The 23565-nt window shown below is 70.6% G+C and carries 22 protein-coding genes and 2 pseudogenes; 16 read left to right on the top strand and 8 right to left on the bottom strand.

Annotated features, from left to right (window positions below):
- Positions 1 to 152 precede the first annotated feature (152 nt).
- A complete protein-coding gene (locus OKJ99_RS11770; protein ID WP_326015936.1) occupies positions 153 to 1316 on the top strand; it encodes an LLM class flavin-dependent oxidoreductase in 1164 nt (387 codons plus the stop codon).
- Positions 1317 to 1338: 22 nt separating this feature from the next.
- Positions 1339 to 1929, top strand: a complete 591-nt coding sequence (locus OKJ99_RS11765; RefSeq protein ID WP_326015934.1) for a helix-turn-helix domain-containing protein — start codon at positions 1339 to 1341, stop codon at positions 1927 to 1929.
- Positions 1930 to 1954: 25 nt separating this feature from the next.
- On the opposite strand, the gene OKJ99_RS11760 is transcribed toward OKJ99_RS11765, so the two are convergent.
- Entirely contained in the window at positions 1955 to 4303 is a 2349-nt protein-coding gene (locus tag OKJ99_RS11760) for a transketolase-like TK C-terminal-containing protein (RefSeq protein WP_326015933.1), read from the bottom strand.
- 154 nt (positions 4304 to 4457) lie between these two features.
- On the opposite strand from OKJ99_RS11760, the gene OKJ99_RS11755 reads away from it, so the two are divergent.
- Positions 4458 to 4967 (top strand): Lrp/AsnC family transcriptional regulator, encoded by a 510-nt coding sequence (locus OKJ99_RS11755; protein WP_326016235.1) that lies wholly within the window; start codon positions 4458 to 4460, stop codon positions 4965 to 4967.
- Positions 4968 to 4989: 22 nt separating this feature from the next.
- Here OKJ99_RS11755 and OKJ99_RS11750 read toward each other — a convergent pair whose 3' ends face one another.
- Positions 4990 to 5733 carry a FadR/GntR family transcriptional regulator gene (locus OKJ99_RS11750; protein WP_326015932.1) on the bottom strand — a complete coding sequence of 248 codons (744 nt, stop codon included), beginning with the start codon at positions 5731 to 5733 and terminating at the stop codon, positions 4990 to 4992.
- Between the two features lie 4 nt (positions 5734 to 5737).
- Positions 5738 to 7066 carry an enolase C-terminal domain-like protein gene (locus OKJ99_RS11745; protein ID WP_326015930.1) on the bottom strand — a complete coding sequence of 443 codons (1329 nt, stop codon included), beginning with the start codon at positions 7064 to 7066 and terminating at the stop codon, positions 5738 to 5740.
- A 192-nt stretch (positions 7067 to 7258) separates the two neighbouring features.
- Between OKJ99_RS11745 and OKJ99_RS11740 the strand changes: the two genes are divergently transcribed.
- The 3 genes from OKJ99_RS11740 to OKJ99_RS11730 all read left to right on the top strand — a co-directional run bounded on the left by OKJ99_RS11740 (position 7259) and on the right by OKJ99_RS11730 (position 10070).
- Complete coding sequence (locus OKJ99_RS11740; protein WP_326015929.1) at positions 7259 to 8587, top strand: MFS transporter; 1329 nt, start codon at positions 7259 to 7261, stop codon at positions 8585 to 8587.
- Complete coding sequence (locus tag OKJ99_RS11735; RefSeq protein WP_326015928.1) at positions 8562 to 9500, top strand: fumarylacetoacetate hydrolase family protein; 939 nt, start codon at positions 8562 to 8564, stop codon at positions 9498 to 9500. Before OKJ99_RS11740 ends, OKJ99_RS11735 begins: the two co-directional genes overlap by 26 nt.
- 90 nt (positions 9501 to 9590) lie before the next feature.
- A complete protein-coding gene (locus tag OKJ99_RS11730; RefSeq protein WP_326015927.1) occupies positions 9591 to 10070 on the top strand; it encodes a nuclear transport factor 2 family protein in 480 nt (159 codons plus the stop codon).
- 3 nt (positions 10071 to 10073) lie between these two features.
- Here OKJ99_RS11730 and OKJ99_RS11725 read toward each other — a convergent pair whose 3' ends face one another.
- Complete coding sequence (locus tag OKJ99_RS11725; RefSeq protein WP_326015926.1) at positions 10074 to 11552, bottom strand: glycoside hydrolase family 43 protein; 1479 nt, start codon at positions 11550 to 11552, stop codon at positions 10074 to 10076.
- Between the two features lie 156 nt (positions 11553 to 11708).
- Between OKJ99_RS11725 and OKJ99_RS11720 the strand changes: the two genes are divergently transcribed.
- Entirely contained in the window at positions 11709 to 12722 is a 1014-nt protein-coding gene (locus tag OKJ99_RS11720) for a LacI family DNA-binding transcriptional regulator (RefSeq protein WP_326015925.1), read from the top strand.
- 22 nt (positions 12723 to 12744) lie between these two features.
- On the opposite strand, the gene OKJ99_RS11715 is transcribed toward OKJ99_RS11720, so the two are convergent.
- The gene (locus tag OKJ99_RS11715; RefSeq protein WP_326015924.1) at positions 12745 to 13605 is read right to left on the bottom strand and encodes an SDR family oxidoreductase; all 861 of its coding nucleotides are present in this window, start codon (positions 13603 to 13605) and stop codon (positions 12745 to 12747) included.
- A gap of 89 nt (positions 13606 to 13694) precedes the next feature.
- Here OKJ99_RS11715 and OKJ99_RS11710 point away from each other — a divergent pair, with 89 nt between their 5' ends.
- From OKJ99_RS11710 to OKJ99_RS11700, 3 genes are all read left to right on the top strand, one after another.
- Complete coding sequence (locus OKJ99_RS11710) at positions 13695 to 14423, top strand: TetR/AcrR family transcriptional regulator (protein WP_326015923.1); 729 nt, start codon at positions 13695 to 13697, stop codon at positions 14421 to 14423.
- Positions 14424 to 14665: 242 nt separating this feature from the next.
- Complete coding sequence (locus tag OKJ99_RS11705) at positions 14666 to 15805, top strand: LCP family protein (RefSeq protein ID WP_326015921.1); 1140 nt, start codon at positions 14666 to 14668, stop codon at positions 15803 to 15805.
- Between the two features lie 142 nt (positions 15806 to 15947).
- A complete protein-coding gene (locus OKJ99_RS11700; protein WP_326015919.1) occupies positions 15948 to 16256 on the top strand; it encodes a hypothetical protein in 309 nt (102 codons plus the stop codon).
- Between the two features lie 262 nt (positions 16257 to 16518).
- Here OKJ99_RS11700 and OKJ99_RS11695 read toward each other — a convergent pair whose 3' ends face one another.
- From OKJ99_RS11695 to OKJ99_RS11685, 3 genes are all read right to left on the bottom strand, one after another.
- Positions 16519 to 16914 (bottom strand): protein kinase domain-containing protein, encoded by a 396-nt coding sequence (locus tag OKJ99_RS11695; protein ID WP_326015918.1) that lies wholly within the window; start codon positions 16912 to 16914, stop codon positions 16519 to 16521.
- 337 nt (positions 16915 to 17251) lie between these two features.
- The gene (locus OKJ99_RS11690; RefSeq protein WP_326015916.1) at positions 17252 to 17812 is read right to left on the bottom strand and encodes a class I SAM-dependent methyltransferase; all 561 of its coding nucleotides are present in this window, start codon (positions 17810 to 17812) and stop codon (positions 17252 to 17254) included.
- Between the two features lie 62 nt (positions 17813 to 17874).
- Positions 17875 to 19857: an ABC transporter ATP-binding protein gene (locus OKJ99_RS11685; protein WP_326015915.1), complete on the bottom strand. Its 1983-nt coding sequence runs from the start codon at positions 19855 to 19857 to the stop codon at positions 17875 to 17877.
- Between the two features lie 271 nt (positions 19858 to 20128).
- Here OKJ99_RS11685 and OKJ99_RS11680 point away from each other — a divergent pair, with 271 nt between their 5' ends.
- From OKJ99_RS11680 to OKJ99_RS11655, 6 genes and pseudogenes are all read left to right on the top strand, one after another.
- The gene (locus OKJ99_RS11680) at positions 20129 to 20680 is read left to right on the top strand and encodes a hypothetical protein (RefSeq protein ID WP_326015914.1); all 552 of its coding nucleotides are present in this window, start codon (positions 20129 to 20131) and stop codon (positions 20678 to 20680) included.
- A complete protein-coding gene (locus OKJ99_RS11675) occupies positions 20667 to 20984 on the top strand; it encodes a winged helix-turn-helix domain-containing protein (RefSeq protein ID WP_326015913.1) in 318 nt (105 codons plus the stop codon). The genes OKJ99_RS11680 and OKJ99_RS11675 overlap by 14 nt, the downstream gene beginning before the upstream one ends.
- Before the next feature lie 114 nt (positions 20985 to 21098).
- The gene (locus tag OKJ99_RS11670) at positions 21099 to 21278 is read left to right on the top strand and encodes a hypothetical protein (RefSeq protein ID WP_326015911.1); all 180 of its coding nucleotides are present in this window, start codon (positions 21099 to 21101) and stop codon (positions 21276 to 21278) included.
- Between the two features lie 9 nt (positions 21279 to 21287).
- A pseudogene (locus OKJ99_RS11665) lies at positions 21288 to 21639 on the top strand (SDR family NAD(P)-dependent oxidoreductase); the annotation flags it as partial.
- A gap of 230 nt (positions 21640 to 21869) precedes the next feature.
- Positions 21870 to 22196: pseudogene (locus tag OKJ99_RS11660) on the top strand (type II toxin-antitoxin system PemK/MazF family toxin); the annotation flags it as partial.
- A 97-nt stretch (positions 22197 to 22293) separates the two neighbouring features.
- Positions 22294 to 23562 (top strand): APC family permease, encoded by a 1269-nt coding sequence (locus tag OKJ99_RS11655; RefSeq protein ID WP_326015910.1) that lies wholly within the window; start codon positions 22294 to 22296, stop codon positions 23560 to 23562.
- The last annotated feature ends 3 nt before the right edge of the window (positions 23563 to 23565 follow it).

Below are 23565 nucleotides of genomic sequence, written 5' to 3'. Positions count from 1 at the left end.
AACATCTGGGAACGAGAGTCAGACCCAAAGGCGCTGCTGTCAAGGCCTCAAGGCTCATGCGAAGGCCTTGACGCGGACGAAAATGTAAGTATCACTTACAAGGACCGTCGAGGCGGGCCCCGCTCGACGACCCCGCTACTGGGAGGTACGGCGTGCGATACGGCGTCTTCTACTTCGGATCGATCGAGATGGCCGATGTCCAGAACGGGCAGTGGCTCCCGGCAGGCCAGCGCCGGGCCTCCAGGGAGGAGGTGTGGCACGCGACCGAGCGCCTGCTCGAACTCGGCGTCCTGGCCGAGGAACTCGGCTACGACAGCTACTGGCTCGCCGAACACCACTTCCAGCACGAGGGATACGAGGTCGTCCCCAACTCCCTGATGCTGGAGGCGAATCTGGTCGCCCGCACCCAACGCATCCAGGTGGGCGCGATGTTCAACATCGTTCCCCAGTGGCATCCGCTGCGCCTGGCCGAGGACTTCAGCACGCTGCTGAACCTCTCCGGCGGGCGCGCCGTGCTCGGGGTCGGCCGCGGAACGGTACCGCGCGAACTGCGCAGCCTCGCCCTGCACCAGGCCGACATCCACCTGGCCGAGGGCGATGCCCGAGCTGCGGCCGACGAGCAGAACCGCGAGGTGTTCGCCGAGTACATGGAGATCATCCGCACCGCGCTTGCGAACGAGACCTTCTCCTACAAGGGGAAGTTCTTCGAGTTCCCGCCGCCGGGCACCACAGGCCCGGACGGCCCGGTCGAGACGCTGTCACTGCTGCCGGGACCGCTGCACCCGGTCGACATCTGGCAGGCCGTCACCAGCCCACCGACACTGAGCTACGCGGCGGAGGTCGGGCACGGCTGCGTGTGGTGGAACCAGCACCACTCGTTCATCGAGTCGCAGTGGAAGCGCTACGCCGAGCTCTACGCCGAGCACCACGGCGTCGAACTGCGCCCCGGCGAGAAGCGCATCCTGGTGCTCCCCTTCCACATCGGGGACACCCACGAGCAGGCCTGGACGACGGGCCGGCGCGGCCACGACGAGTTCTGGAACCTGCTCGCGCCGTTCGGCTGGAGCCGTGGCTACATGGGCCCCGACGGCAAACCGGCGCCTCCCGGCCTCGTCCCCACGCTCGAGGAGTCGACCGCGCAGAAGACCTGGGCCGTGGGGACCGCCGAGGAGGTCGCCGAGGTCGTCGCCCACCACCGGGACGCCCTGGGGCTCGAACACCTGGTGCTGTTCCCGCACTTCCCCGGGCACACCTACGACATGGCCGCCGACCAGATGCGGCGCTTCGCCGAAGACGTCGTGCCGATGCTCGGCTGACGGCGGTAGGTACTCTTCTCCCGTGGCACGCAAACCGGTCGCCGACGGCCCCCGCCCCGAGGACGACCACCTCATGCGGCAGGTGGGCGTGCGGATCAGAGCCCTGCGTCGGGCACGGAAGCTGACGCTGCAACAGCTCGGCGAGGGCTCCGACCTGTCGCACGCCTTCCTCAGCCAGCTCGAACGCGGGCTCACCACGGCCAGCATCACCACGCTGAACCGGATCGCACGGACCCTGGACACCACCATCTCGGCCCTCCTCGCCCACCCGGCCGAGCAGGAAGTCGATGTGCTCCGCGAGGCCGACGCGATCCGGGTGCCCCGGACCGACGCGCCCAACGGGGCCGTCGTGCGCTCGCTGACCCGGCACGACTGGCCGGTCCAGCCGATCGAGTACACAGGCGGCCCCGCCGAGTTCGAGGAGTACTTCCAGCACCCCGGTCACGAGCTGATCTACGTCGTGACCGGGCGCATCGAGCTCGATTTCGAGGGCGGACGCAGGGAAGAGCTCGGGCCCACGGAGGTCGTCAGCTACCCCGGGTCGCTCCCGCACCGGTGGCGGGTGCTGGACGACTCCGAGGTACGACTGCTTCTCATCGTCTCGCGGCAGTGAGCGCCCGGCGGGCGGTCCCGCCGCGTCAATCGACGAGGTCCAGGGCCGCGGCGACGATGCTGTCGGCGTCGATGCCGTGGTGGCTGTGGACGTCCTCCAGCGATCCGGACTGGCCGAAGCGGGTCACGCCGAGGGTGGTGACGGGGGTGTTCCGGATCGTGCCGAGGAAGGCCAGGGTGTGCGGGTGGCCGTCCAGGACGGTGACCATGGGGGTGGCGCGCTCAGCGGGGAAGACCTGGTCCAGGACCCACTGCTGGTCCCTTTCCCGGCCCTGGCCGCGGCGCGCCTGGCAGGCGCGGAAGAGCAGGTCGGGGCTGGTGACGCAGACGACGTCGGCGCCGTGGCCGAGGGCCGCGAGCCGGTCGGCGGCGGCAAGCGCGTCCGGGACCGCGGCGCCCATCGCCGCCAGCGTGACGACGGGGGCGGCGTGCTGTCGCAGGCGGTACGCGCCGGCGGTCACCTGACGGCGCCGGCGCTCGCGCGCCACCGAATCGTCCGGCACGGCGGCGAGGGACTGGTCCACCGGCCGGGTGGAGAGCCGCACGTACGCCGAACTCCCCTCCGGCTTACCGAGGTTGCCGAGCGCGGCCAGCAGGCACCACTCGGTGTCGATGGCGAAGGCGGGCTCGTAGCCCAGGCAGCCGGGCTGCTCGATGGCGAGCGAGGGCGTGGTGATCGACTGGTGCGCACCGCCTTCCGGGGCGAGCGTGACGCCCGACGGGGTGCCCACCAGGACGGACTGCCCTCCCGCGTAGATCCCGAAGGACCAGGGCTCCAGGGCCCGGTTGACGAAGGGGTCGTAGATCACGCCGATGGGCAGCAGCGGCTGGCCCCAGCGCTCCCAGGTGGTGCCGAGTTCGCCGAGCAGGCCGACGAGGTTGGTCTCGGCGATGCCCAGTTCCAGATGGCGGCCGGTGGGCCGCTCGCGCCAGTGCAGGATGGTCTCGGCGTCGTCGGCGAACCAGTCGGCGTGCTCCGTCGGGGACCAGACGCCGGCCTTGTTCAGCCAGCCGCCCAGATTGGTCGTGGAGCTCACGTCCGGGCTGACCGTCACGATCCGTTCCGCGGCCCCGGGCGCCCGGCGGGTCAGGTCCAACAGCGTCCGGCCCAGGGCCTGTTGGGTGGTGCCGGTCCCGGTGGGGGCCGGGCGCCCGAGGTCGGACGGGACCTCGGGTGGTGCCTGGAGTGCGCGGGCGGGGCGCCGCAGCCGGTCCGCGGTCGCCGCACACAGCGCGGATTCCTGCGAGCCCTCGTCGAAGCGGGACCAGGGGTGCTCCAGATCCGTGCCCAGGCGCTGCGCGAGCGCGGCCATCTGATCGGCCGTCAGAAGGGAGGAGTGGTTCTGCGGGTGCCCCTCGGTGGGCAGTCCGTGGCCCTTGACGGTGTAGGCGAGGACGACCGTCGGGCGGGTGTCGTCGATGGCCTCGAACGCGTCGAGCAGCGCGCCGAGGTCATGCCCGCCCAGGTTGCGCAGCGCGGCCAGGAGCGACGCGTCGTCCAGCGAGGCGATCAGCTCGGCGATCGGTCCCGCGGTGGACCCGGCACCGGGCAGCCGCTCCCGCAGCTCGGAGGCGGTGCAGCGCAGCAGGCGCTGGTACTCGGGGTTGCCCATCGCGTCGATGCGGGTGCGCAGCGGCTCGCCGCCGGGGCGGGCGAACAACTCCCGCAGCAGGCTTCCGTACTTGAGGGTCAGCACCTGCCAGCCCGCTGCCGCGAACATGCCCTCCAGCGCGTCCGCGGCGATGCCCGGGATCACCCGGTCAAGGGACTGGCGGTTGAGGTCGACGATCCACACGGCCTCGCCCAGGTTCTGCACCATCGGGTCCCGCAGCGCTTCCCAGACGGCGCCCTCGTCCAGCTCGGCGTCGCCGAGGAGCGAGTACTGCCAGCCGGTGCCCGCGCCGCCGAAGTGGCCGTCCACGTAGCGGCGGGCGATGGCACCCCACAGCGGTGCCGTCGCGCCGATGCCGACGGATCCGGTGGAGTAGTCCACCGGGTCGGGGTCCTTCGTGCGGCTGGGATAGCTCTGCAGGCCACCGAAGGCGCGCAGGGTGGTGAGCTGGTCGTCGTCCAGTTCCCCCAGCAGATAGTTGATCGCGTGGAGTGCGGGAGAGGCGTGGGGTTTGACCGACACCCGGTCCTCGGCGCTCAGTTGCCCGAACCACAGCGCCGTCATGATCGAGGCCATCGAGGCGCTGGACGCCTGATGCCCGCCGACCTTCAGCCCCGACCGGTTGGGGCGCACCCGGTTCGCATGGTCGATGATCGCGGTGGACAGCCACAGCACCCGCCGCTCGATGGCCTCCAGCGCCGTCAGTACGTCCTCGCGGGCGCGCCCCGCCTCTTCCGCGTCGGCCGGCGTGCTTGGAGACACCACAACGAACCACCTCACTCGTGCACCCAGCACGCTGGGTTTGGCTTTGTGATCCCGCAGTAGATATCCGGCCCGTCGCCTGCACAAGATGTCGGTCCCGGATTGAGCATTGTGCTCAACTTCGCGTGTCGCTAAGGGGAATGACTTGAGCACGATGAACACCCAGCAGACGCTCGACGGCACCGACGCGCAGATCCTGCTCGCCCTCTCGGCCGAACCCCGTGCGACGGTCGTCGCGTTGGCCGAACGACTGGGTCTTTCGCGCAACACCGTCCAGGCACGACTGGCGAAAATGGAGCGCAGCAGCGCGCTCGGCGCCTTCGAGCGCAGGATCACGCCCGGAGCGCTGGGATACCCGCTGACCGCCTTCGTCACCGCCCGGGTCGACCAGCATCGACTGGCCGAGGTCTCCGGGGCGTTGGCCGGGATCGCCGAGGTGGTGGAGGTCTTCGGCCTCAGCGGCGACACCGACCTGCTGGTGCGGGTGGTGGCGGCCGACGCCGAGGACCTGTACCGAGTGGCGGGCAGGATCCTCGACATCCCGGGCATCGAGCGGACGAGCACGGCCCTGGCCATGCGTGAACTGGTGCCCCACCGCCTGACACCGCTGCTCCGTCGCGCCGACACGGGCGGCCATCGCCGCCCGCACCCCGGAAACCCGTGAGCCGGCGCTGGTGTCCTCCCGGTCAGGCGGGCTCGCGGATCGCGTCCAGTCGTTCGCGGACCCATGTGTCGACATCGGTGACATGCCGGTGGGCCGCGGCGAAGGCGCTCAGGGAGTCGTGGGCCCGCAGCGCCCGGTAGATGTCCAGGTGCTGCTCGTGTGTCCATGTGACGACGTCGCACTTGACCAGGGCCCGCCAGATACGGGCCCTGGCCGTGCGCTGGGCGACCGTCTCCAGCAGCGACACCAGGGTGCGGTTGCCCGTCGCCGCGACGATGTCGGTGTGGAAGGCCAGGTCCTCGCGGACCAGTTCCTCGGCGTCCTGGAGGGTGCGCATCCGCTCGATGCGCTCCTGGAGCCGGTCCAGGGTGGCGGCGTCGATCCGGGTCGCCGCGAGCGCCGTGGCGCCCGGTTCCATGACCTTGCGGCACTCCAGCATCTCGTCGAGCCCGGTGTCGCCCGCGAGGTCGAGGAAGCCGACCGCCGCCCGCACCAGCCGGTCCGGGCGCAGATCGGTGACGAACGTCCCGTCGCCGCGGCGCACTTCGAGCACCCCGGCCATGGCGAGGGCGCGGACCGCCTCGCGCAGGGACGGGCGGGACAGCTCCAGCTCGTGCGCGAGCACGGTCTCCGGAGGGAGCCGGTGGCCGGGGCTGAACTCGCCGCTCTCGATGCGCTTCTTGAGGCGGTTGATCGCCACGTCGACGACGCTGCCCGTCGCGTCGCCGGAGCCGTCCGCGGCCGGTGTGGTGGGTGTGAGGGGCATGGGCTCAGGATGCCATCCGGGGACCGCTCCACCGCGGGCCGTCGGGGAAGCGGTAGTCGGCCAGGGTCTCGCGGCGGATCTGCGCGCTGTAGCCGGGGGCCTCGGGCACCAGGTAGCGGGAGCCGCGGATGCGGACCGGGTCGTGGAAGTGCTCGTGGAGATGGTCCACGTACTCCACCACGCGGTCGTCCATGGAGCCGCTGACCGCCACGTAATCGAAGATCGACAGGTGCTGGACCAGCTCGCACAGGCCCACGCCGCCCGCGTGCGGGCAGACCGGCACGTCGTGCGCGGCGGCCAGCAGTAGGGCCGCGACCGCCTCATTGACACCGCCGAGCCGGCAGGCGTCGATCTGGCAGATGCCGATCGCGTCGGCCTGCAGGAACTGCTTGAACATCACGGCGTTGTGGGCGTGTTCACCGGTGGCCACGTGCGTGGGCGCGATGGCGCGGGCGATGGCGGCGTGCCCGAGGATGTCGTCCGGACTGGTCGGCTCCTCGAACCACCAGATGTCGAACTGGGCGAGCGCCTTGGCCCATTCGACCGCCTCGGCGACGCCCAGGGTCTGATTGGCGTCGATCATCAGCCGTCGGTCCGGGCCGATGATGTCGCGGGCGATCCGGCAGCGCCGGACGTCGTCGTCCAGGTCGGCGCCGACCTTGAGCTTCACCGAGTCCCAGCCCGCGTCGACGGCCTCCTGGCACAGCCGGGCGAGCTTGGCGTCGTCGTAGCCGAGCCAGCCCGCACTGGTGGTGTACGCGGGGTAGCCCATCTCCAGTACGTGGGCCTCGCGTTCGGCGCGGCCGGCGGCCCGCGACTCGAGCAGCGCGAGCGCCGCGTCCGGGGTCAGCGCGTCCTTGAGATAGCGCCAGTCCACCAGGTCCACGATCTGCCGCGGTGACATGTCGGCCAGCAGCTTCCACACCGGCTTGCCCGCCAGCTTGCCGGCCAGGTCCCAGGCTGCGTTGACGACCGCGGCGGTGCCCAGGTGGATGGCGCCCTTGTCCGGGCCGAGCCAGCGCAGTTGGCTGTCGGCGAGGAGATGGCGGGAGAAGCCGCCCAGGTCGCCGACGATCTCGTCCACGGACATCCCGACCGCCCGCTCGCCGATCGCCCGGGCGGCGTGCACGGCGAGGTCGTTGCCGCGCCCGATGGTGAACGTGAACCCGTGCCCCTCAAGGGCGTTCGTGCGCTCGTCCCCGCCGTCCACGTGCAGCACCACGTAGGCCGCCGAGTAGTCCGGCGCGTCGTTCATCGCGTCGGAGCCGTCGAGCGACGCGGAGGTCGGGAAGCGGACGTCGATCGTCTCGACATCGACGATACGGGCGGTCATCGGCAATCACTCCAGTCCGAGCACGGGAGGCCCACGGCCGGCAGCCGCGGGAACCGGCCCCAACATGTCAGATGTCTGTGTCGGTGGCCAGACGTTTCGACAAGGTCAAATTCTTAAATCTCGGGTATTGCAAGGGGGTTGCTCGATCACTACGGTCCACAGGTCAGATGTCTGGCGACCGCAGGAGGTCCGATGAGTACAGCGACCACCGTGCAGGGCGTGCGCCGCAAGGTGTCGCGGCGCCTGCTGCCACCACTGTTCGTGATGTTCGTGCTGAGCTTCCTCGACCGCACGAACGTGGCGCTGGTCAAAACCCACCTGGAGACGGACGTCGGCATCGACGCGGCCGCCTTCGGCCTCGGCGCCGGCATCTTCTTCGTCGGCTACGCCGTCCTCGGCGTGCCCTCGAACCTGGCCCTGCACCGCATCGGCGCCCGCCGCTGGCTCGCCGGACTGATGTTCGTCTGGGGCCTGCTGTCCTGCGCCATGGCACTGGTCAGCAGCCCGACCACGTTCTACGTCCTGCGCTTCCTGCTCGGCGCCGCAGAGGCCGGCTTCTTCCCCGGCGTGATCCTCTACATCACCTACTGGTTCGCGGGCCCGGACCGCGGCAGGGCGACGGGCATCTTCCAATCGGCCGTCGCCGTCTCCAGCATCATCGGCAACCCGCTCGGCGGCTATCTCATCGGGCTGCACGGCCTGGCCGGGCTCGACGGCTGGAAGTGGATGTTCCTGCTGGAGGGCGCGCCGACCGTGGTGATGGCCCTGGCCATCCCCTGGCTGCTCACCGACCGCCCGGAGCAGGCCACTTGGCTCACCGACGACGAGCGCCGCCTGCTCATCGACCGCATCGAAGCGGACCGCCCGGCCGCGGACGCCGACGCCCCGCAACGGGCGGGCGACATCCTGCGCGACAGCCGCGTACTGCGCCTGATGTTCGTCTACTTCGCGATCCAGATCAGCGTGTACGGGGTGACGTTCTGGCTGCCCGCGCTGGTCGGCCGCATCGACGGCCTCGACGACGTCGGCATCGGCTTCGTCTCCGCCCTGCCCTGGGTCTTCGCCCTCGCCGGGGTGCTGATCCTGCCCTGGTGGTCGGACCGCACCGGCGACCGCCGCGGCCCGCTGCGCCTCGCGCTGCTCCTCACGGTCCTCGGACTGCTCGGCGGCGTACTGCTGCCGCCGGTGCCCGCGGTGGCCGCCCTGTGCGTGGCCGCCTTCGGATTCCTCGGCGCCCAGCCGGTGTTCTGGACGGTGCCGCCGACGATCCTCGCCGGCGTACAGATCGCCGGAACCATCCCGCTGATCTCGGGCTTCGGGAACCTGGGCGGATTCGTGGGCCCGTACGTGATGGGCGCGGTCGAATCGGGCACCGGATCACAGTCCGGCGGCCTGTACCTCATCGCGGTGCTCGCCGCCGCCGGCGCGCTGGTGGCTGCCACCTTCCACTGGGTGGGGCAGAAGAACAGCACAACGACTCAAGAAGGGACGGCCGATGACACACATCGTGCGCTTCGCTGACGAGAACGGGACCGTACGCACCGGGGTCGCCGACGCGGCGGGCACCGTACGGGCCTTCGCGGGAGAGCGGCGGATCGCGGATCTGCTGCGACTGCCGCTGGACGAACTGCGGGCCCTGGTGGACGGACCCACGGAGGCGGTGGGCCCGGTGCTGCTCCTGCCCCCGATGGACGGCCTGATGGAACTGTGGGCGGCGGGCGTCACCTACGAACGCTCCCGTGACGCCAGGGTGGAGGAGAGCACCGAGCAGTCGGTGTACGAGCGGGTCTACGACGCCGAACGCCCCGAGCTGTTCTTCAAGTCGCAGCCGTGGCGCGTGGTCACGGACGGCGAACCCATCGCCGTACGGGACGACTCGGAGCTGAACGTCCCCGAGCCGGAACTCGGCCTCGTCCTCAACCGCCATGGTCAGACGGCCGGTTACGTCGTCGTGGACGACGTCAGCTCGCGCTCCATAGAAGGGGAGAACCCCCTCTACCTCCCGCAGGCCAAGATCTACGCTGGGGCGTCCGCGGTGTCCGCGGGCATCGTCCCGGCGTGGGAGGTCGCGGACGCGAGCGCGCTGAAGATCAGCATGCTCGTCCGGCGGGACGGGGACGTGACCTTCGAGGGCACGACCACCACGGCCGCCTTCCACCGCCCCCTCCAGGACCTGGTCGACCACCTGTGGCACTGCCAGCCGTTCCCCGACGGCGCGGTGCTGTCGACGGGCACGGGCATCGTGCCGGGCCTCGACGTCACCCTGGCCGACGGTGACACGGTGGCGATCGCCATCGACGGCGTCGGTACGCTCACCAACCCCGTGCGCGCGGGGCAGGCCGGCCTCGACTGGCTGGTGGCGGCGCTCGACGACCCGCGTGTGCGGCGGGCGCACCGGGTGACGGCGTCGCTCGGTGACGCGGACACTCGCTAGCTTTGCCGAAGGCCGGGGCCTCCTTGACCTCAAGTGCGCTTGAGGCGGGAGGCTCCCGTCATGAACACCGAAGACATGAACTCTGCAGACATGAACACCGAAGAGATGCGGCGACAGTTGCGGGCGCTGACCGACCGCGCCGAGATCACCGACCTGCTGGACCGTTACATGCGGTCCCTGGACGACGGCGTGTTCGACGAGGAGTGGGCGCGCGCGTTCCACACCGAGGATGTCACCGCCGAGATGCCCATCGGCACCGTCCATGGCCGCGATGCCGTGCTGGCGCGTATCCGGGGAGGAATGGCGCTGTTCGACCGGACCGTGCACCTGGGCACCAACGCCGTGATCGAGATCGACGGTGACCGGGCCACGGCCCGAGGTGCCCAGTTGAGCACCCACGTGCTGGCCGACGGCTCGGGCAGCGTCTTCATCTCCGCCGGTCACGCCGACACCGGACTCGTCAGGACGGCCGACGGCTGGCGGATCTCCGCGTCGGCACTGCGGGTGGTGTGGACGCAGGGACCGCCTCCGCGGCTGCCGGCCGGATTCGGCGCCGCTCAGGCCGTGTAGATCTCAGTCCGTATAGACCTCCGCCCGGTCCACGCTCACGAACGCACCCGAGGAGTCGGCGTTGCGGTCGCCGGTCACCCGGACCCGTACCGTGTGGGGCCCGTTCGAGAGGCGTGGGCTGAGGTACTGGAGGGTCTCGCCGGTGCGGATCGCGCCGTAGAAGTCGACCCGCTTCTCGGGGCCGCCGTCGACGCTGATCGCGGCGATGCCGTTGCCGGTGTCCTTCACGGACAGCAGGGCGATCCGGGTGCCGGTGAAGGAGTACGTCGCGGTGTTGCCCGCCGTATCGCTCCAGTGGTCGTCGCTCCAGAAGCACTGCGTCGCGCAGCCCGTACCGGACTTCCACGTGCCGGTGTACTTCACGGAGCCGGACCCGCTGGAGCGGCTGTCGTCGTTGATCCAGTGGTTGCCGGAGCCGGGGTCGCCGGAGGGCAGGTCCTGGGTGGCGCCCATGGCGAGCGGGGTGCCGAGGTTCGGGCTGCCGTCGGCGTTCCAACCGATCTTCTGGGCGCGGGTGGTGCGGTTGCTGTAGGTGTTCGTCGAGGTGGTCTTGGCGTGGTAGATCAGCCAGTCCTGCTTGCCGTCGGGCGACTTGAAGAAGGCGTGGTGGCCGGGGCCGAACACGCCGCGGTCGTCCGCGCGCTTGAAGACAGGACCGTCGTGCTGCTTCCAGTTGCCGGGCACGAGCGGGTCGGCGCCGTCCGCGAGCGACATCATCCACACCTGGTAGTCGGGCTTGCCCGTGTCGCAGGTCGAATAGGTCATCCACGTACGGCCGTTGCGGTTGAGGAACTCGGGACCCTCGCGGACCTCTGGGCAGCCCCCGGCCCCGTCGAGGGCGACGGCGTCGCCCGAGACGGTGTACGGGTTCGACAGTGGCGCGATGTTGAGACCGTTGTGCTGGTAGGCGTTGAGGCCGCTGTACGCGAGGTAGAGCTTGCCGTTGTGCTGGAGGATGCCCGCGTCGATGGCGAAGTCGTTGGCGTGGTTGGGCGGGGCGAGCTTGGCCTTGAAGTGGTACGGGCCCGTCGGGTCGTCGCCCTCCGACTCCAGGACGTAGAGGCGGTGGTGCTCGTCGGTGCCGTCGTCGGCGGTGTAGTACATGTACCAGCGCTCGCCGAAGCGGTAGAACTCCGGTGCCCAGATGTGCTGGTTGCGCGAGGCGTCGCTGTCCGTCCACACCGTCTTCGGGTCGGCGTCGAGGAGCGTGGCCAGGGACGGCGAGCTCCACATCTTGATGCTGTCGCCCTGGGTGGTGGTGAGGTGGTACTGACCCTTCGCATGGGTCAGGAACGGGTCGGGGCCCGTGTTGAGCGGATTGCGGAAGGTGTTCGAGGCGGCGGCGGCCGGTGCCGGCTTCTTCGCGGCAGCCGGTGCGGGCTTCTCCGCGGTGGCCTGCGTCGCGCCGACCAGGCCGGCGAGCAGGGCGAGTAATGCGGCGGCCAGAGCGGCGACCAGAGCGGCACGGGGTCGTGCGCGCATGAACGACTCCTTACATCGATGTAAGTCCCAAGGCTTCTGGACGGTAGGGAAGGGGCCAGGGCGTGTCAACGCGGCGGCTGGGACGGCGAGTCGGTCTACCGGCGCGGCCGGGTGGATACGCTCTCGGGCGGCGGGCGGAGCGAAGGGAGGAGCGGCGTGGCGGCCAGAGCCAGGATCAAGGACGTGGCGGAGTACGCGGGCGTCTCGCCCAAGACCGTCTCCAACGTGATCAACAACTTCGAGCAGGTGTCGGACCGGACCCGTGAGGCCGTCAAAGAGGCGATCGACGTGCTCGGCTACCGGGTCAACATCGCGGGCCGGCAGCTGCGCCAGGGCCGCACCGGCATGATCACCCTGGCCGTGCCGGAGCTCGACGTCGCGTACTTCGCGGAGCTGGCCACGCTGGTGATGGCCGAGGCGGACCGGCGCGGGCGGACCGTGCTTCTGCACCAGACGAACGGGGCGCGCGAGCGTGAACTGGCCGCGCTGCACGGCTTCGACGCCCGGTTCACCGACGGCGTCGTCCTCAGTCCGCTCGCGCTGCACCCGCGTGACCTGGCCACCCGTGACCGCAGTCTTCCCGTGGTCCTGCTCGGCGAGCGGCCCGCCGGGGGCGGCACGGACCACGTCGCCATCGACAACGTGGCGGCGGCGCGCGAGGCCACCGCACACCTGCTGTCCCGGGGCCGGCGTCGTATCGCCGTCGTCGGCGGCAGGGTGAGCGGCCGGCAGGGCACGGACCGGCTGCGCACCGACGGCTACCGCCAGGCGCTGAAGGAGGCCGGTGTGCCCTTCGACGGCGACCTCGTGGTGCCGGTCGACGCCTTCCAGTGGCGCGACGGCGCACGGGCCGCGGCCACGCTCCTGGACACGGACCCGCGCCCCGACGCCCTGCTCTGCCTCAACGACCACCTCGCTCTGGGCGCGCTGCGGGCGCTGCACGAGCGGCGGGTGAGCGTGCCGGGGAGCCTCGACGTGGTGGGCTTCGACGACATCGAGGCGACCCGCTTCAGCGTGCCGAGCCTGACGACGGTGGCCCCGGACAAGCAGGAGATCGCGCGGGCCGCCGTGGAACTTCTGCTCGACCGCATCGACATTCCGGGGGAGAGCCCGGCACGGGACCATGTCGTCGGGCACGCGCTCATCGTGCGGGAGAGCACGGGGGGTTGAGGGGGTTGAGTCCTCTCGGGACCTATTCGGCCCAGGTGCGCTCCAGCAGGGCACGGAAGCCGGCGGGTTCACGGCCGATCAGCTCGGCGAGCGTCGGGTCGACGGCGTTGAACTCGCCGCCTCGCGCCGCGGCGAAGATGCTCAGCATCAGGTCGACCATCGCAGCGGGGGCGCCGTGCGCCACGGCCTGCTCGCGGAAGGCGTCGTCGGGGACGACGGTGCGGGTGAAGGGCCGCCCCTCGGCCTTGGCCGCGAGCTCGGCGACGGCGGCGAAGTCGAGCGCCGCCGGACCGGTGAGCGGGGGAGTGGGCCCCTCGAAGCGGCCCTCGTCGGTGAGGATCGCGGCGGTGGCCTCGGCGAGGTCGTCGTGGCCGGTCCAGGTCACGGGGCCGTCGGCGGGCAGGGCTATGTCGCCGCTGTGGCGGGCGGGCTCCAGGAACTGCAGGGCGCTGGCGGCGTAGAAGCCGTTGCGCAGCGAGGTCCAGGGCAGGCCGGTGGCGCGCAGCAGGTCCTCGGTCCGTGCGTGGTCGCAGCACGGCTGGAAGAGCGAGTCGTGGGCGGCGCCCATCTGGCTGGTGTACAGGATGCGGCCGACGCCGGCCTTCACGGCGGCGTCGATGGCGGTGCGGTGGCCCGCGACGCACTCCTCGCCGGTGCGGTCGAGGGAGACGAGGAGGAGCTGCTCGGCGCCCTCGAAGGCGTGCACGAGGGAGGCGGGGTCGTCGAAGCTGCCCTGCCGTACGCGGACGCCCCGGTCGGCGAGGTCCTGGGCCTTGCGGGGGTCGCGGACGCTGACGCCGACGCGCTCGGCGGGGACACGCTCCAGGAGGTGCTCGACGATGCGGCGGCCGAGCTTTCCGGTGGCTCCGGTCACGATGATCACGGGGTTCTCCCAACGATGTTTCCAGTGGAATCACTACAACGATAACACTGGAACTAACACTGGAACCGAAATGTCGTTACCATCGATACATGCCGAGCCGTGACACCGCAGACAGCCCCCGCCGCCGCATCGTCGAAGCAGCCGTCGAGCTGCTGGAGAGCGGGGGGCCGGACGCGGTGAGCACCCGCGCGGTCGCCGCCGCGGCCGGGATGCAGCCGCCGGCGATCTACCGCCTCTTCGGCGACAAGGACGGACTCCTGGAAGCGGTCGCCGAGCACGGCTACACGCAGTTCCTGGAGAGCAAGCGCGCCCAGCTCGACCCCGCGCCGGAGGACCCGGTGGAGGAGCTGCGCCGCGGCTGGGACACGGTGGTGGAGTTCGGGGTCACGCGCCCCGAACTCTTCGCGGTGATGAACAGGGCCACCGGCCAGGAGGCGGACGTGGCGCACCACGCGGGCCTGGAGATCCTCCGGGGCCGGGTGCGCCGGCTCGCGGCCGCGGGGTGGCTGCGGGTTGACGAGGAGCTGGCGGCGCAGATCATCCAGGCGACCGGCCAGGGCGCGGTCCTCACGTGGCACGCCACTGCGGCGGAACGCCGCGACCCGGCACTGCTGACCGTCCTGCGCGAGTCCATGGTCGCCGCGATCACTCGCGCCGAACCCACCTTCTCCGCCCCGGAGTCCGGCCCTGCCCCGGCGGCCCGCGCGCTGCGCGCCGCACTGCCCGACAAGGTGGACGTCCTCAGCGAGGCCGAGCAGAGCCTGCTGCGCGAGTGGCTCACCCGCCTGGCGGCGGACGGCGGCACGACGCAGGGGTAATTCCGTGCCGGCCGCCTTCGCGTGGGGCGCATGCGGGATGAACCTCAAGGGACATTTCCTTGCGCCTCTGTGAGCGTTTGGGGGAGAGATGTGGACATCGGGCGTGAGAACCCGGCGTCCCGTTGTCGGAATTGAGGCGTGAACCCCCATTTCCGCAGACGGGTTGTAGGGCAACGCCGCTTTTGTGACGCCGTCTTCGTCGACTTGCTCCCGGGGGCGGTGCGGAATGCACACTGCCCCGCATGAATCAGAGGCGCGGCGTCCAGAACGTCGATTTCCAAGATCGGTACGAGCGCGGATACGCGGCTCCTCGCCCGGACGGTATGCGGGGCATGGAACCGCAGGGTCCGATGGTGCCGCCACAACAAGGTGGCGGCGTTCCCTACGATTCAGGCAGGCCCCGCCCCCGTCGCGGACGCAGAATCAGAAGGCTGCTGATATCGGTCCTCGTACTTCTGCTGCTGGTTGTGGGCGGCACCTATTTCTGGATCGATTCCAACCTTCGTAAGGAAGTCGACCTCGGCAAGGTCGTCGACCGGCCGGGCGGGGGAGAGGGAACCAACTACCTCATCGTCGGCTCCGACAGCCGTGAGGGCATGTCCAAGCAGCAGGAGAAGGACCTGCACACGGGTGCGGCCGAGGGCAAGCGCACCGACTCGATGATGATCCTGCACGTCGGCGCGGGCGACTCGACGCTCATCTCCCTGCCGCGTGACTCGAACGTGAACATCCCGACGTTCCGCGGCTCCGAGTCCGGGCGGATGCAGCCCGCGATGGGAGCCAACAAGCTCAACGCCGCGTACGCCTTCGACGGGCCCCAACTGCTCACGCGGACCGTCGAGTACAACACCGGCCTGCGCATCGACCACTACGCGGAGATCGGATTCGCCGGTTTCGCGAACGTCGTGGACGCCATGGGCGGCGTCGACATGAACCTCGACAAGGGCTTCCAGGACAAGTGGTCGGGCGCCGACTTCCAGGCCGGCGAGCAGACCCTGGACGGCAAGCAGGCCCTCGCCTACGTCCGCACCCGGCACGCCTTCACCGGCAGCGACCTGGACCGCACCAAGAACCAGCAGAAGTTCCTGTCCACCCTCTCGAACCAGGCGGCGTCCCCGAGCACGGCGCTCAACCCGTTCAAGCTCTACCCCCTCATGGGCGCCGGGCTCGACACGCTCGTGGTGGACAAGGACATGAACCCCTATCAGCTCGGTCGGATGTTCCTCGCCATGAAGGACGTCAACAGCGGACAGGGCAAGTCCATGAACATGCCGATCTCCGGCAGCGTCGGCGGCAACCTCGCCTGGGACATGCCGAAGGTCAAGCAGCTCGTGAACGAATTGCGCAGCGACGACCCGGTCACGGTCACCAGCGACCGGTAGGCCTCGCGTATCCGGCGGCCGGTGTAACACTTTCCGGCCGCTGGGCGCAGAGGAACAAAGCAGTCGACGTACCACTCGTCAGAACGGAATTCTCGTGAGCAACATGGACCCGGTTTCGGGATACCCCACGCACCGTCAGCCCATGGATGACGAGCGCGGAGTGCGCCACCAAAACGGTGCGCGGCGCACGGCGCTGATCGTCAGCACCATCGCGGATGTCGCGGCAGGGTTTCTGGTCCTGTGGATCCTGCTTTTCCTGCTCGAAGCCAACCAGGCGAACGTATTCGTCGAATTCGTGCACGGCACGGCCGACTGGCTCGGCTGGTGGGCGCAGGACATATTCACCATGGACACAGAGGGCGTACGCGTCGTCCTGAACTACGGCCTCCCGGCCGCCATTTATCTGCTGCTCGGCCACGGAATCGCCGCCCGGATCAATCGCGCGGCCTGACGCGCCGCGCCTTCGCTCCTCCCTCGCCACCGCGCTCGTGCGTCGACGGGGTGGCGGTCGGGAGGACCGAGGGAACCGCGAACGGGGTGGGTGCGGGAGTGCGCCCCGGCGCGGGGCCCGCCGGGCCGCCGGGCGGGATCGGCGGCGCTCGCCGGGGCGGCGTCCCTGACCACAGGATCGGATGCCGGGCGGTGCCCGGCGAACCAGTCGGCCGCCTGCTCGGCGGTGGGCCGTCGGGCGGGGTCCTTGGCGAGCAGCCGCATCACGTAATCGGACAGCAACTGCGGTATCTCGGCGCGTAGTTGGCCGGGCGGTGGCGGGACGGCGTCGACGTGCTGCTGGTGGCGGTCAGCGTGCCGGCCGCGTCGGTGAACCGGGCGATCCCGAAGTCCGCGATCTTGGCCGTGCGCCCGGCGGTCAGCAGTACGTTGGCGGGCCTGATGTCCCGGTGGACGACGCCGTGCCGGTGGGTGGCGGCGAGCCCGGAAGTGATCTGGGCGGCGATGCCGACGGCCTCCGCCGCGGGCAGGGTGACGCGCAGGGCTTCGAGCGCCTGGTCCGCGGCCCGCCACACCTCGCCCATCGCGCCGCGCCCCAACAGGCCCTGTAGCCGGTACCGGCCGACCAGCTGCCCCGGCACTCCCGTCCCGCCCGCCATGCCGTTCACACTCCCCGTGGTCCGGCCCCGAAGGGACCGGTCGGCGCCGCCGGATTCTGGGTGCGGAGGCAGGCCGATGTCGGGGGGAGAATCGGCCTGCCTCCGCATGTCGGCGTCTGCACCTCCGACCTGAGGGTCGACGCCATGACCCGCTCGGGGGTCACTCTTGTCTGCGCGCCGTGCGCCGGAACTGTCACGGGGGAACGGCGATGTGCACGGGCTCGACACGACCGTGAAGACGCGCACTCAATACGACCCCACCGTGTTCCGCGGGATGACACCTGGGCTCGCAGCCCTTCCCCGATGCCTCGGCCACGGGAGACGAAGTCATCCGTGGCTAGGCACGACGCAGGGCGAGGAGTGCCATGCCGGGGATGTCCGTGCGCTCGACATGGGCCCAGTCGGCTCCCAGTTCCCGCAGCTCCTCCTCGTCGAGGGCGATGCCGCGGCGCTCCGCGGGTGTCTCGGTGGCGAGCGGGGTGATGACGACCAGGGTGCCGCCGGGCCGCAGCCGGTGACCCAGCGCGTGCAGGGTCCGTGCACGGTCCTCCAGGAACGCGACCACGAGTCGCAGGGTGATGAGGTCGTACCCGGACTCGTGCAGCGGGCCCCAGTCGTCCCGTTCGATGTCGAGCTTCAGCCACCGTTCCACCGCGGGGTGGTGTGCCGCGCCCTCGGCGAGTGCGTGCTCGGCCCAGTCGGTGGCGTCCACGGTGTAGCCCAACGACGCGAGGTGTGCGGCGAGTTCGCCGGTTCCGCAGCCCACGTCGAGGGCCCGGGGGTCCGTCGGTGGTGCGGGCACGTGGGCGGCGAGCCAGGACCGCTCGGCGTCGTCCAGTGGGCGATAGCGCCGTCCGTCGGCATAACCGTGGTTCCAGTCGTCCTGTGTGGCGAACACGGGGTGGTCCCTTCTGCGGCGGGGCCGGCGGGGCCGGCGGGGGGCGGCGGAGCGGGATGGGGTCAGTTCGGTTCGGCGACGGCCGGCCGGGCTGGGCCGGGGACCGGGTGGTGGGGGAGGTGTTCGTACTGTTCCGCCTGGAGGCGGTACATGTGTGCGTAGCGGCTGGTGGGCTCGGCGGCGAACAGCTCGGCGTGACTGCCCTGTTCGATCAGGCGGCCCTCGTCCAGGACGAAGATGAGGTCGGCGTGCCTGACCGCCGCCATCCGGTGCGTGACCAGAACGATGATGCGGTCCGGTCCCGCGAGGGCGAGGATCTGGTCGAACGCGCGCTGCTCGGCGTCCGGGTCGAGCGCGGACGTCGGTTCGTCCACGATGATCATGCAGGCGTCGCGGAAGTGCGCGCGGGCCAGACCGATCTTCTGCCACTGGCCGCCGGAGAGATCGCTTCCGCCGCGGAACTGCTTGCCGAGCAGGGTGTTCATGCCGCGGGGCAGCGCCGCGATGTCACGGTCCGCGCCCGCGTACGCGGCGGAGGTGCGCAGCTCGTCGTCGGTGGCCTCGCGGCCGGGCTGGCCGATGCGGATGTTCGCCGCGGCCGTGAACGGCCAGCGTTCGAAGCTCTGCGTGAGCAGGCTGACGTGCGCGAACAGTTGGTGTCGGTCGGCTTCGGCGATGTTGATGTCATCCCAGTGGATGTGTCCCTCGCCGGGCAGGTGTAGTCCGCACAGCAGGCGGACCAGCGTGGACTTTCCGGAGCCGTTGGGCCCGACCAGGGCGATGACGCTGCCGAGCGGGATGGTGAAGGAGACGTCCTTGACCGCCGGTTCGTCGCGGCCGGGATAGCGGAAGCTCACCATGTCCAGGCGGATGGACCGGGGCCGGTCGGGCAGGGGGAGGCCGCCGTCCGGGATGGCCCAGTCGTCGGCCCTCACGAGGAAGTCCGCCAGGTCGTGCACGTACAGGGACTGCTCGTGGAGTTGGCTCATCGTGCTGACCAGGGCGCCGATCCCGGCGGAGCCCGAGTTGAGCGCCATGGCGGCGGTGCCGAAGGCGGCCACGCTCATGTGCCCCGACAGGCACAGCCCGATCATCAGCATGAAGGTCAGCAGGTAACCGACCCCCTGGAGGGCGGACGCGGCCAGTTCGGTACGGGCCTTGTCCTTGGCCAGGCGCTCCTGCTCGGACTCGGCGGAGTGCGACATCCGGTGGAAGTGGCGCAGCAGGAAGCCGCCCACACCGTGCACGCGCACCTCCAGCGCGGCCGTGACCGAGGTGAGGAGGGTGGACAGCACGCGGCTCGCCCGCAGGTGCTCGATCCAGGTCATGGTCGAGAAGTACCGCTGCTGGGCCACCCGCATCACGCCCCAGCCCCGCGGCGCCACGATCAGGATGAGCATCGGCAGCAGGACCGGGTTGAGCGCCAGCAGCACCCCGCCGGAGGCGATCAGCGAGAACACACTGTTGATCGCCGAGACACTGGAGCCGATCATGTGCCGCGCCTCGTTCGCCCCGTACTGCGCCCGGTCGATCAACTCGCGGAACGCGCCGTCCTCGATCGCCGCCATCTCGACGCGCTCGCAGGCCGCCAAGTACTGCTCGGACGCGGCACGTTCGACCTTGGGCTCCAGGCTTCCCGCTGCCGAGGTCGACCAGGACGCCAGGACGGCGTTGACACTGTTGACGACGACGAGCACGGCTCCGGCGGGCAGCGCGTGCCGCAGGCCGCGCACATCGGCACCGGCCGCGAGCACCGCGTGCAGGGCCGCGTTGACGGCGAGCAGCTTCAGCGCGGCCGCGATGCCCTGACCCACCTCGGTCGCACCCACGGTGACCAGTGAGCGCCGGTCGGCACGCCACGCCAGGGCGATGGTGTGTCCCACGAGGCGGGGCAGGGACTTGAGCGCACCCCACAGGGTGAGGTCGAGGCGGGCGTACTCGTGCTTGCTCCAGCCCATGTCGTAGCGCAACGGGCCGCCGAACAGCTCCAGTTCGGACTCCGAGACCTTCGGCTCCTCGATCCGCGGGCGCCGCAGAATCCTCATCCGTCCGCCTCCCGCGTCGCAGGCACCTTCGTTTGACGCCGCATGCGGCCTCCTCGTTCAGCGAGCCGGACAGGTGCGCACCTGCCGCTACGGTGCGGCTGCCCACGGGGCGCATTGGCCGGTTCGCCGAAATGCGAAACGTCAGCGACGAACGAGGTCCACGGGACGCGCGTCCCGCACTTGACGGGGCCCGCACTTGACGTCCCAGGTCCGGGAAACTACTTTCCTCTCAGGAAACAAGTTCTGCTGGAGCACATCGATGGAGGGTCCCATGCCCGAGCCCCACGAGCCCACAGCCCACGAGCCCACGGCCGACGAGGCCGCCAGGGCGGCCCAGGCGTTGCAGAGCATCGAGCAGCGCCGCGCCCAGGCCCACGACGGCACCGGCGCGGCACGCTGGGTGGACGTGGTGTTCGGCGTCCTCACCTTCGCGGTGCTCGCCGCTCCCGACTTCTTCGGTTCCGGTGTCACCGGCTGGACCACGCCCGCGTTCTCGGCGCTGGCCGTCCTCTACGTCGTGCTGCTCAACACCCGCCGCGGCTCGGCGATGCTCGGGCAGCGCGCCCGGCTGCGCAGGAGCGAGATCTCCGGACGCTTCGCCCTGGTCTCCCGGCTGGTGCTCCTCGTGCTCGCCGCGGCCGGCATCGCATTCGCCCTGCTCCAGCCGGACTTCGGCGTCCACGTGCCGTACTGGCGGACGGCGCTGGGCGTGGTCCTGGGCGGCGCGCTGATCCTCTTCGGAGGGCGGATGCAGCGCGCGCTGGCATCGTCGGCGACACGCGAGCCGCACACCACGGGAAGCACCCTCAATGGCCACATTTGAGTACGACGCCGTCCTCCTCGACCCGACCCGGCTGACGATCGTGTCGCTGCTCGCGGGCGTGGAGTGGGCTGAGTTCGGCTGGCTCCGCGAGGAGGCCGACGTCTCGGCGTCCGCCCTGTCCAAGCAGGTCAGCACCCTGGAGACGAAGGGGTACGTCGAGGTCAAGAAGGGCTACGTCGGCAAGCGGCCGCGTACCTGGGTGAGTCTGAGCGACGCAGGCCGGGGCGCCCTGGAGAACCATGTCGCCGCACTGCAGCAGGTCGTCGAGGCGTCCCGGCGGCGCGCCGACGGGGCCGGTACGTGACGCGGGCCATAAGCAGGCCCGATAGCCCCCTCGCGGATTCCTGCCTTCCGCCCCCGTGAGCCCCGTGTTTCTCTCACATGTACTCACGCCGTGGTGAGAGTGAGAGGAACCCCCGTGACAGCACTGCATACCGCGATAGCCATCCTCGTGGTTGTTCTACTCATTCTGGTGCCGAAAGTGGAACCGGTGATCGCCCTGGTCATCGGCTCGCTCTATCTCGGCATCGCGACCGGCCTCGTCGCCGGGCTGCTGCATGTGCCGCTCAGCACGATGCTGGTATACGGCTTCGTATGAGACGCCGCCGACGATGCGATCACCGACACCATCGCCTCCGGAGACACCGGAGCCACCGGCACAGTGCTGACGGTCAAACACCTCCTCCCGCTGCTACGCCCCTCTGTCGGTGCGGACGTGGTCAAACTGGTCTCCTCGGCCGCGGAAGCCCGTAACCACCGATCCCAGGCACACCCCGCGTTCTACGCGGCCAAAGCCGCCCAGGCCGGCTTTCGCCGACATCCTCTTCCACCGGTTCCGCCCTGAGCGCATCCGTGTCATCTCGCTCTACCCGCCGGACTTCATGGACGGCGACCTCCTGTTCGCGATCGGCCAACCGCGAGACTGCTTCATCCGCTCCTTCTACTTCGAGCAGAGGTAGTCATCCGCCCAGCCCCAACGCCCACAGTGCGCACCAGCGCTCCTTGCTTGCTGGGACAACCACCTGAGGAGCGCGAGCGGCCCTGGCCCTCGGCGCCGTGTCTGACTGCGGCAGCGGCCTACCCGCAGCACCGCCCGCCTTCCCCCTCGAAGGACATCCGCATGCATGGTGGAAAGATGCCTGAGAAGCAGCCGCGTTCAGTGGATTCCGCGGACGAGCCAGGAGGTCACATGCGGCGCGGAGAGATCTGGTGGGTCGAGTTCGACGAGCGACGCCCGGTCGTGCTGCTGTCCGGCCAGACGCCGTCCGGGTTTCGGGCGATGCAGGTCGTCACACCCGCGGGAGTCGACATCAGCGAACTGGGCATCGAGGTGGTGATCGGTGCGGCGGAGGGACTGCCCTTCGAGGGCGCGGTCAGGGTCGCGTTCCCCCGCCCGGGTTTCACCCCGTGCACCTGGCTGACCACCGTGACTCGCGAGGACCTGATCGAGAGAGCCGGTGCCCTGTCCGCCGCAAAGCTCAACGCGATCGACGAAGCCCTGCGCATCAGCGGTGAGGTCTGGTGACTGCGGCGCGAGGGCTCATATGACGTTATATCGTCAGCCGATATCGGGGCCCGTAAGAGATGCGGCTGCGTCGCCGAGGGGTGAGTCCATGAGCAAGCCATCGACGGCAGGGCCGCAGGAGTTGCAGCGGCGGCTCGGGGTGTCCGACGCCGTGGTGATCGGCCTGGGGGCGATGATCGGCGCGGGCATCTTCGCCGCACTCGCGCCGGCCGCGCTCGCGGCCGGTTCCGGGCTGCTGATCAGCCTGGCCTTGGCCGCGGTGGTCGCGTATTGCAACGCCACCTCCTCCGCCCGGCTCGCCGCCCGCTACCCGGCCTCGGGCGGCACCTACGTCTACGGCCGCGAGCGGCTCGGCGACTTCTGGGGCTACCTCGCCGGGTGGACCTTCGTGGTGGGCAAGACCGCTTCCTGCGCGGCCATGGCCCTCACGGTGGGCTGGTACGTGTGGCCCGGCCAGGCGCATGCCGTCGCGGTCGCGGCGGTGGTGGCGCTGACCGCGGTGAACTGTGCAGGGGTGCAGAAGTCGGCGCTGCTGACCCGGGTGATCGTGGCCGTGGTCCTGACGGTGCTCGCCGCCGTGGTGGTCGCCTCCCTCGCCTCTTCCGCGTCGAGTGCGGCCCAGCTCGGTGTCGGGGACGACGCGACCTTCGGCGGGGTGCTCCAGGCGGCGGGCCTGCTGTTCTTTGCCTTCGCCGGGTACGCGCGCATCGCCACCCTCGGCGAGGAGGTCCGCGACCCGCAGCGCACCATCCCCCGGGGTATCTCGATCGCCCTCGGTATCACCCTGGTCGTCTACGCCGTCGTCGCCATCTCCGTGCTGAGCGTCCTCGGCCCGAAGGGTCTGGCACAGGCCGCCGCGCCCCTGTCGGACGCGGCCCGAGCGGCGGGCGCCGACTGGCTGGCGCCGGTGGTGCGCGTCGGTGGGGCGGTGGCCGCGCTCGGCTCGCTGCTCGCGCTGATCCTCGGCGTCTCGCGCACCACCCTGGCCATGGCCCGCGACCGGCACCTGCCCCACGGCCTGGCCGCAGTCCACCCGAAGTTCAACGTGCCGCACCGAGCCGAGCTCTTGGTGGGCGCCGTGGTGGCCGTGGTCGCCGCGACGGCGGACATGCGCGGGGCGATCGGGTTCTCCTCCTTCGGCATCCTGGCGTACTACGCCATCGCCAACGCCTCCGCCTGGACCCTCACCCCGGACGAGGGCCGCCCGGCCGGAGTGGTCCCTGTCCTCGGGCTGGCCGGCTGCCTCATCCTGGCCTTCGCCCTCCCGCTGTCCTCGGTGATCTGGGGTGCCGCGGTCCTGGCCATCGGCGCCGCCGCCTACGGGGTCCGGCGCGCGGTGGCCCCCCGCACGCCGTGACCC

Source organism: Streptomyces endophyticus (assembly GCF_035798155.1).
Lineage (GTDB): Bacteria > Actinomycetota > Actinomycetes > Streptomycetales > Streptomycetaceae > Streptomyces > Streptomyces endophyticus.
Note: the sequence above shows the minus strand (reverse complement) of the source record. Positions and strands in the feature narration are given on the sequence as shown.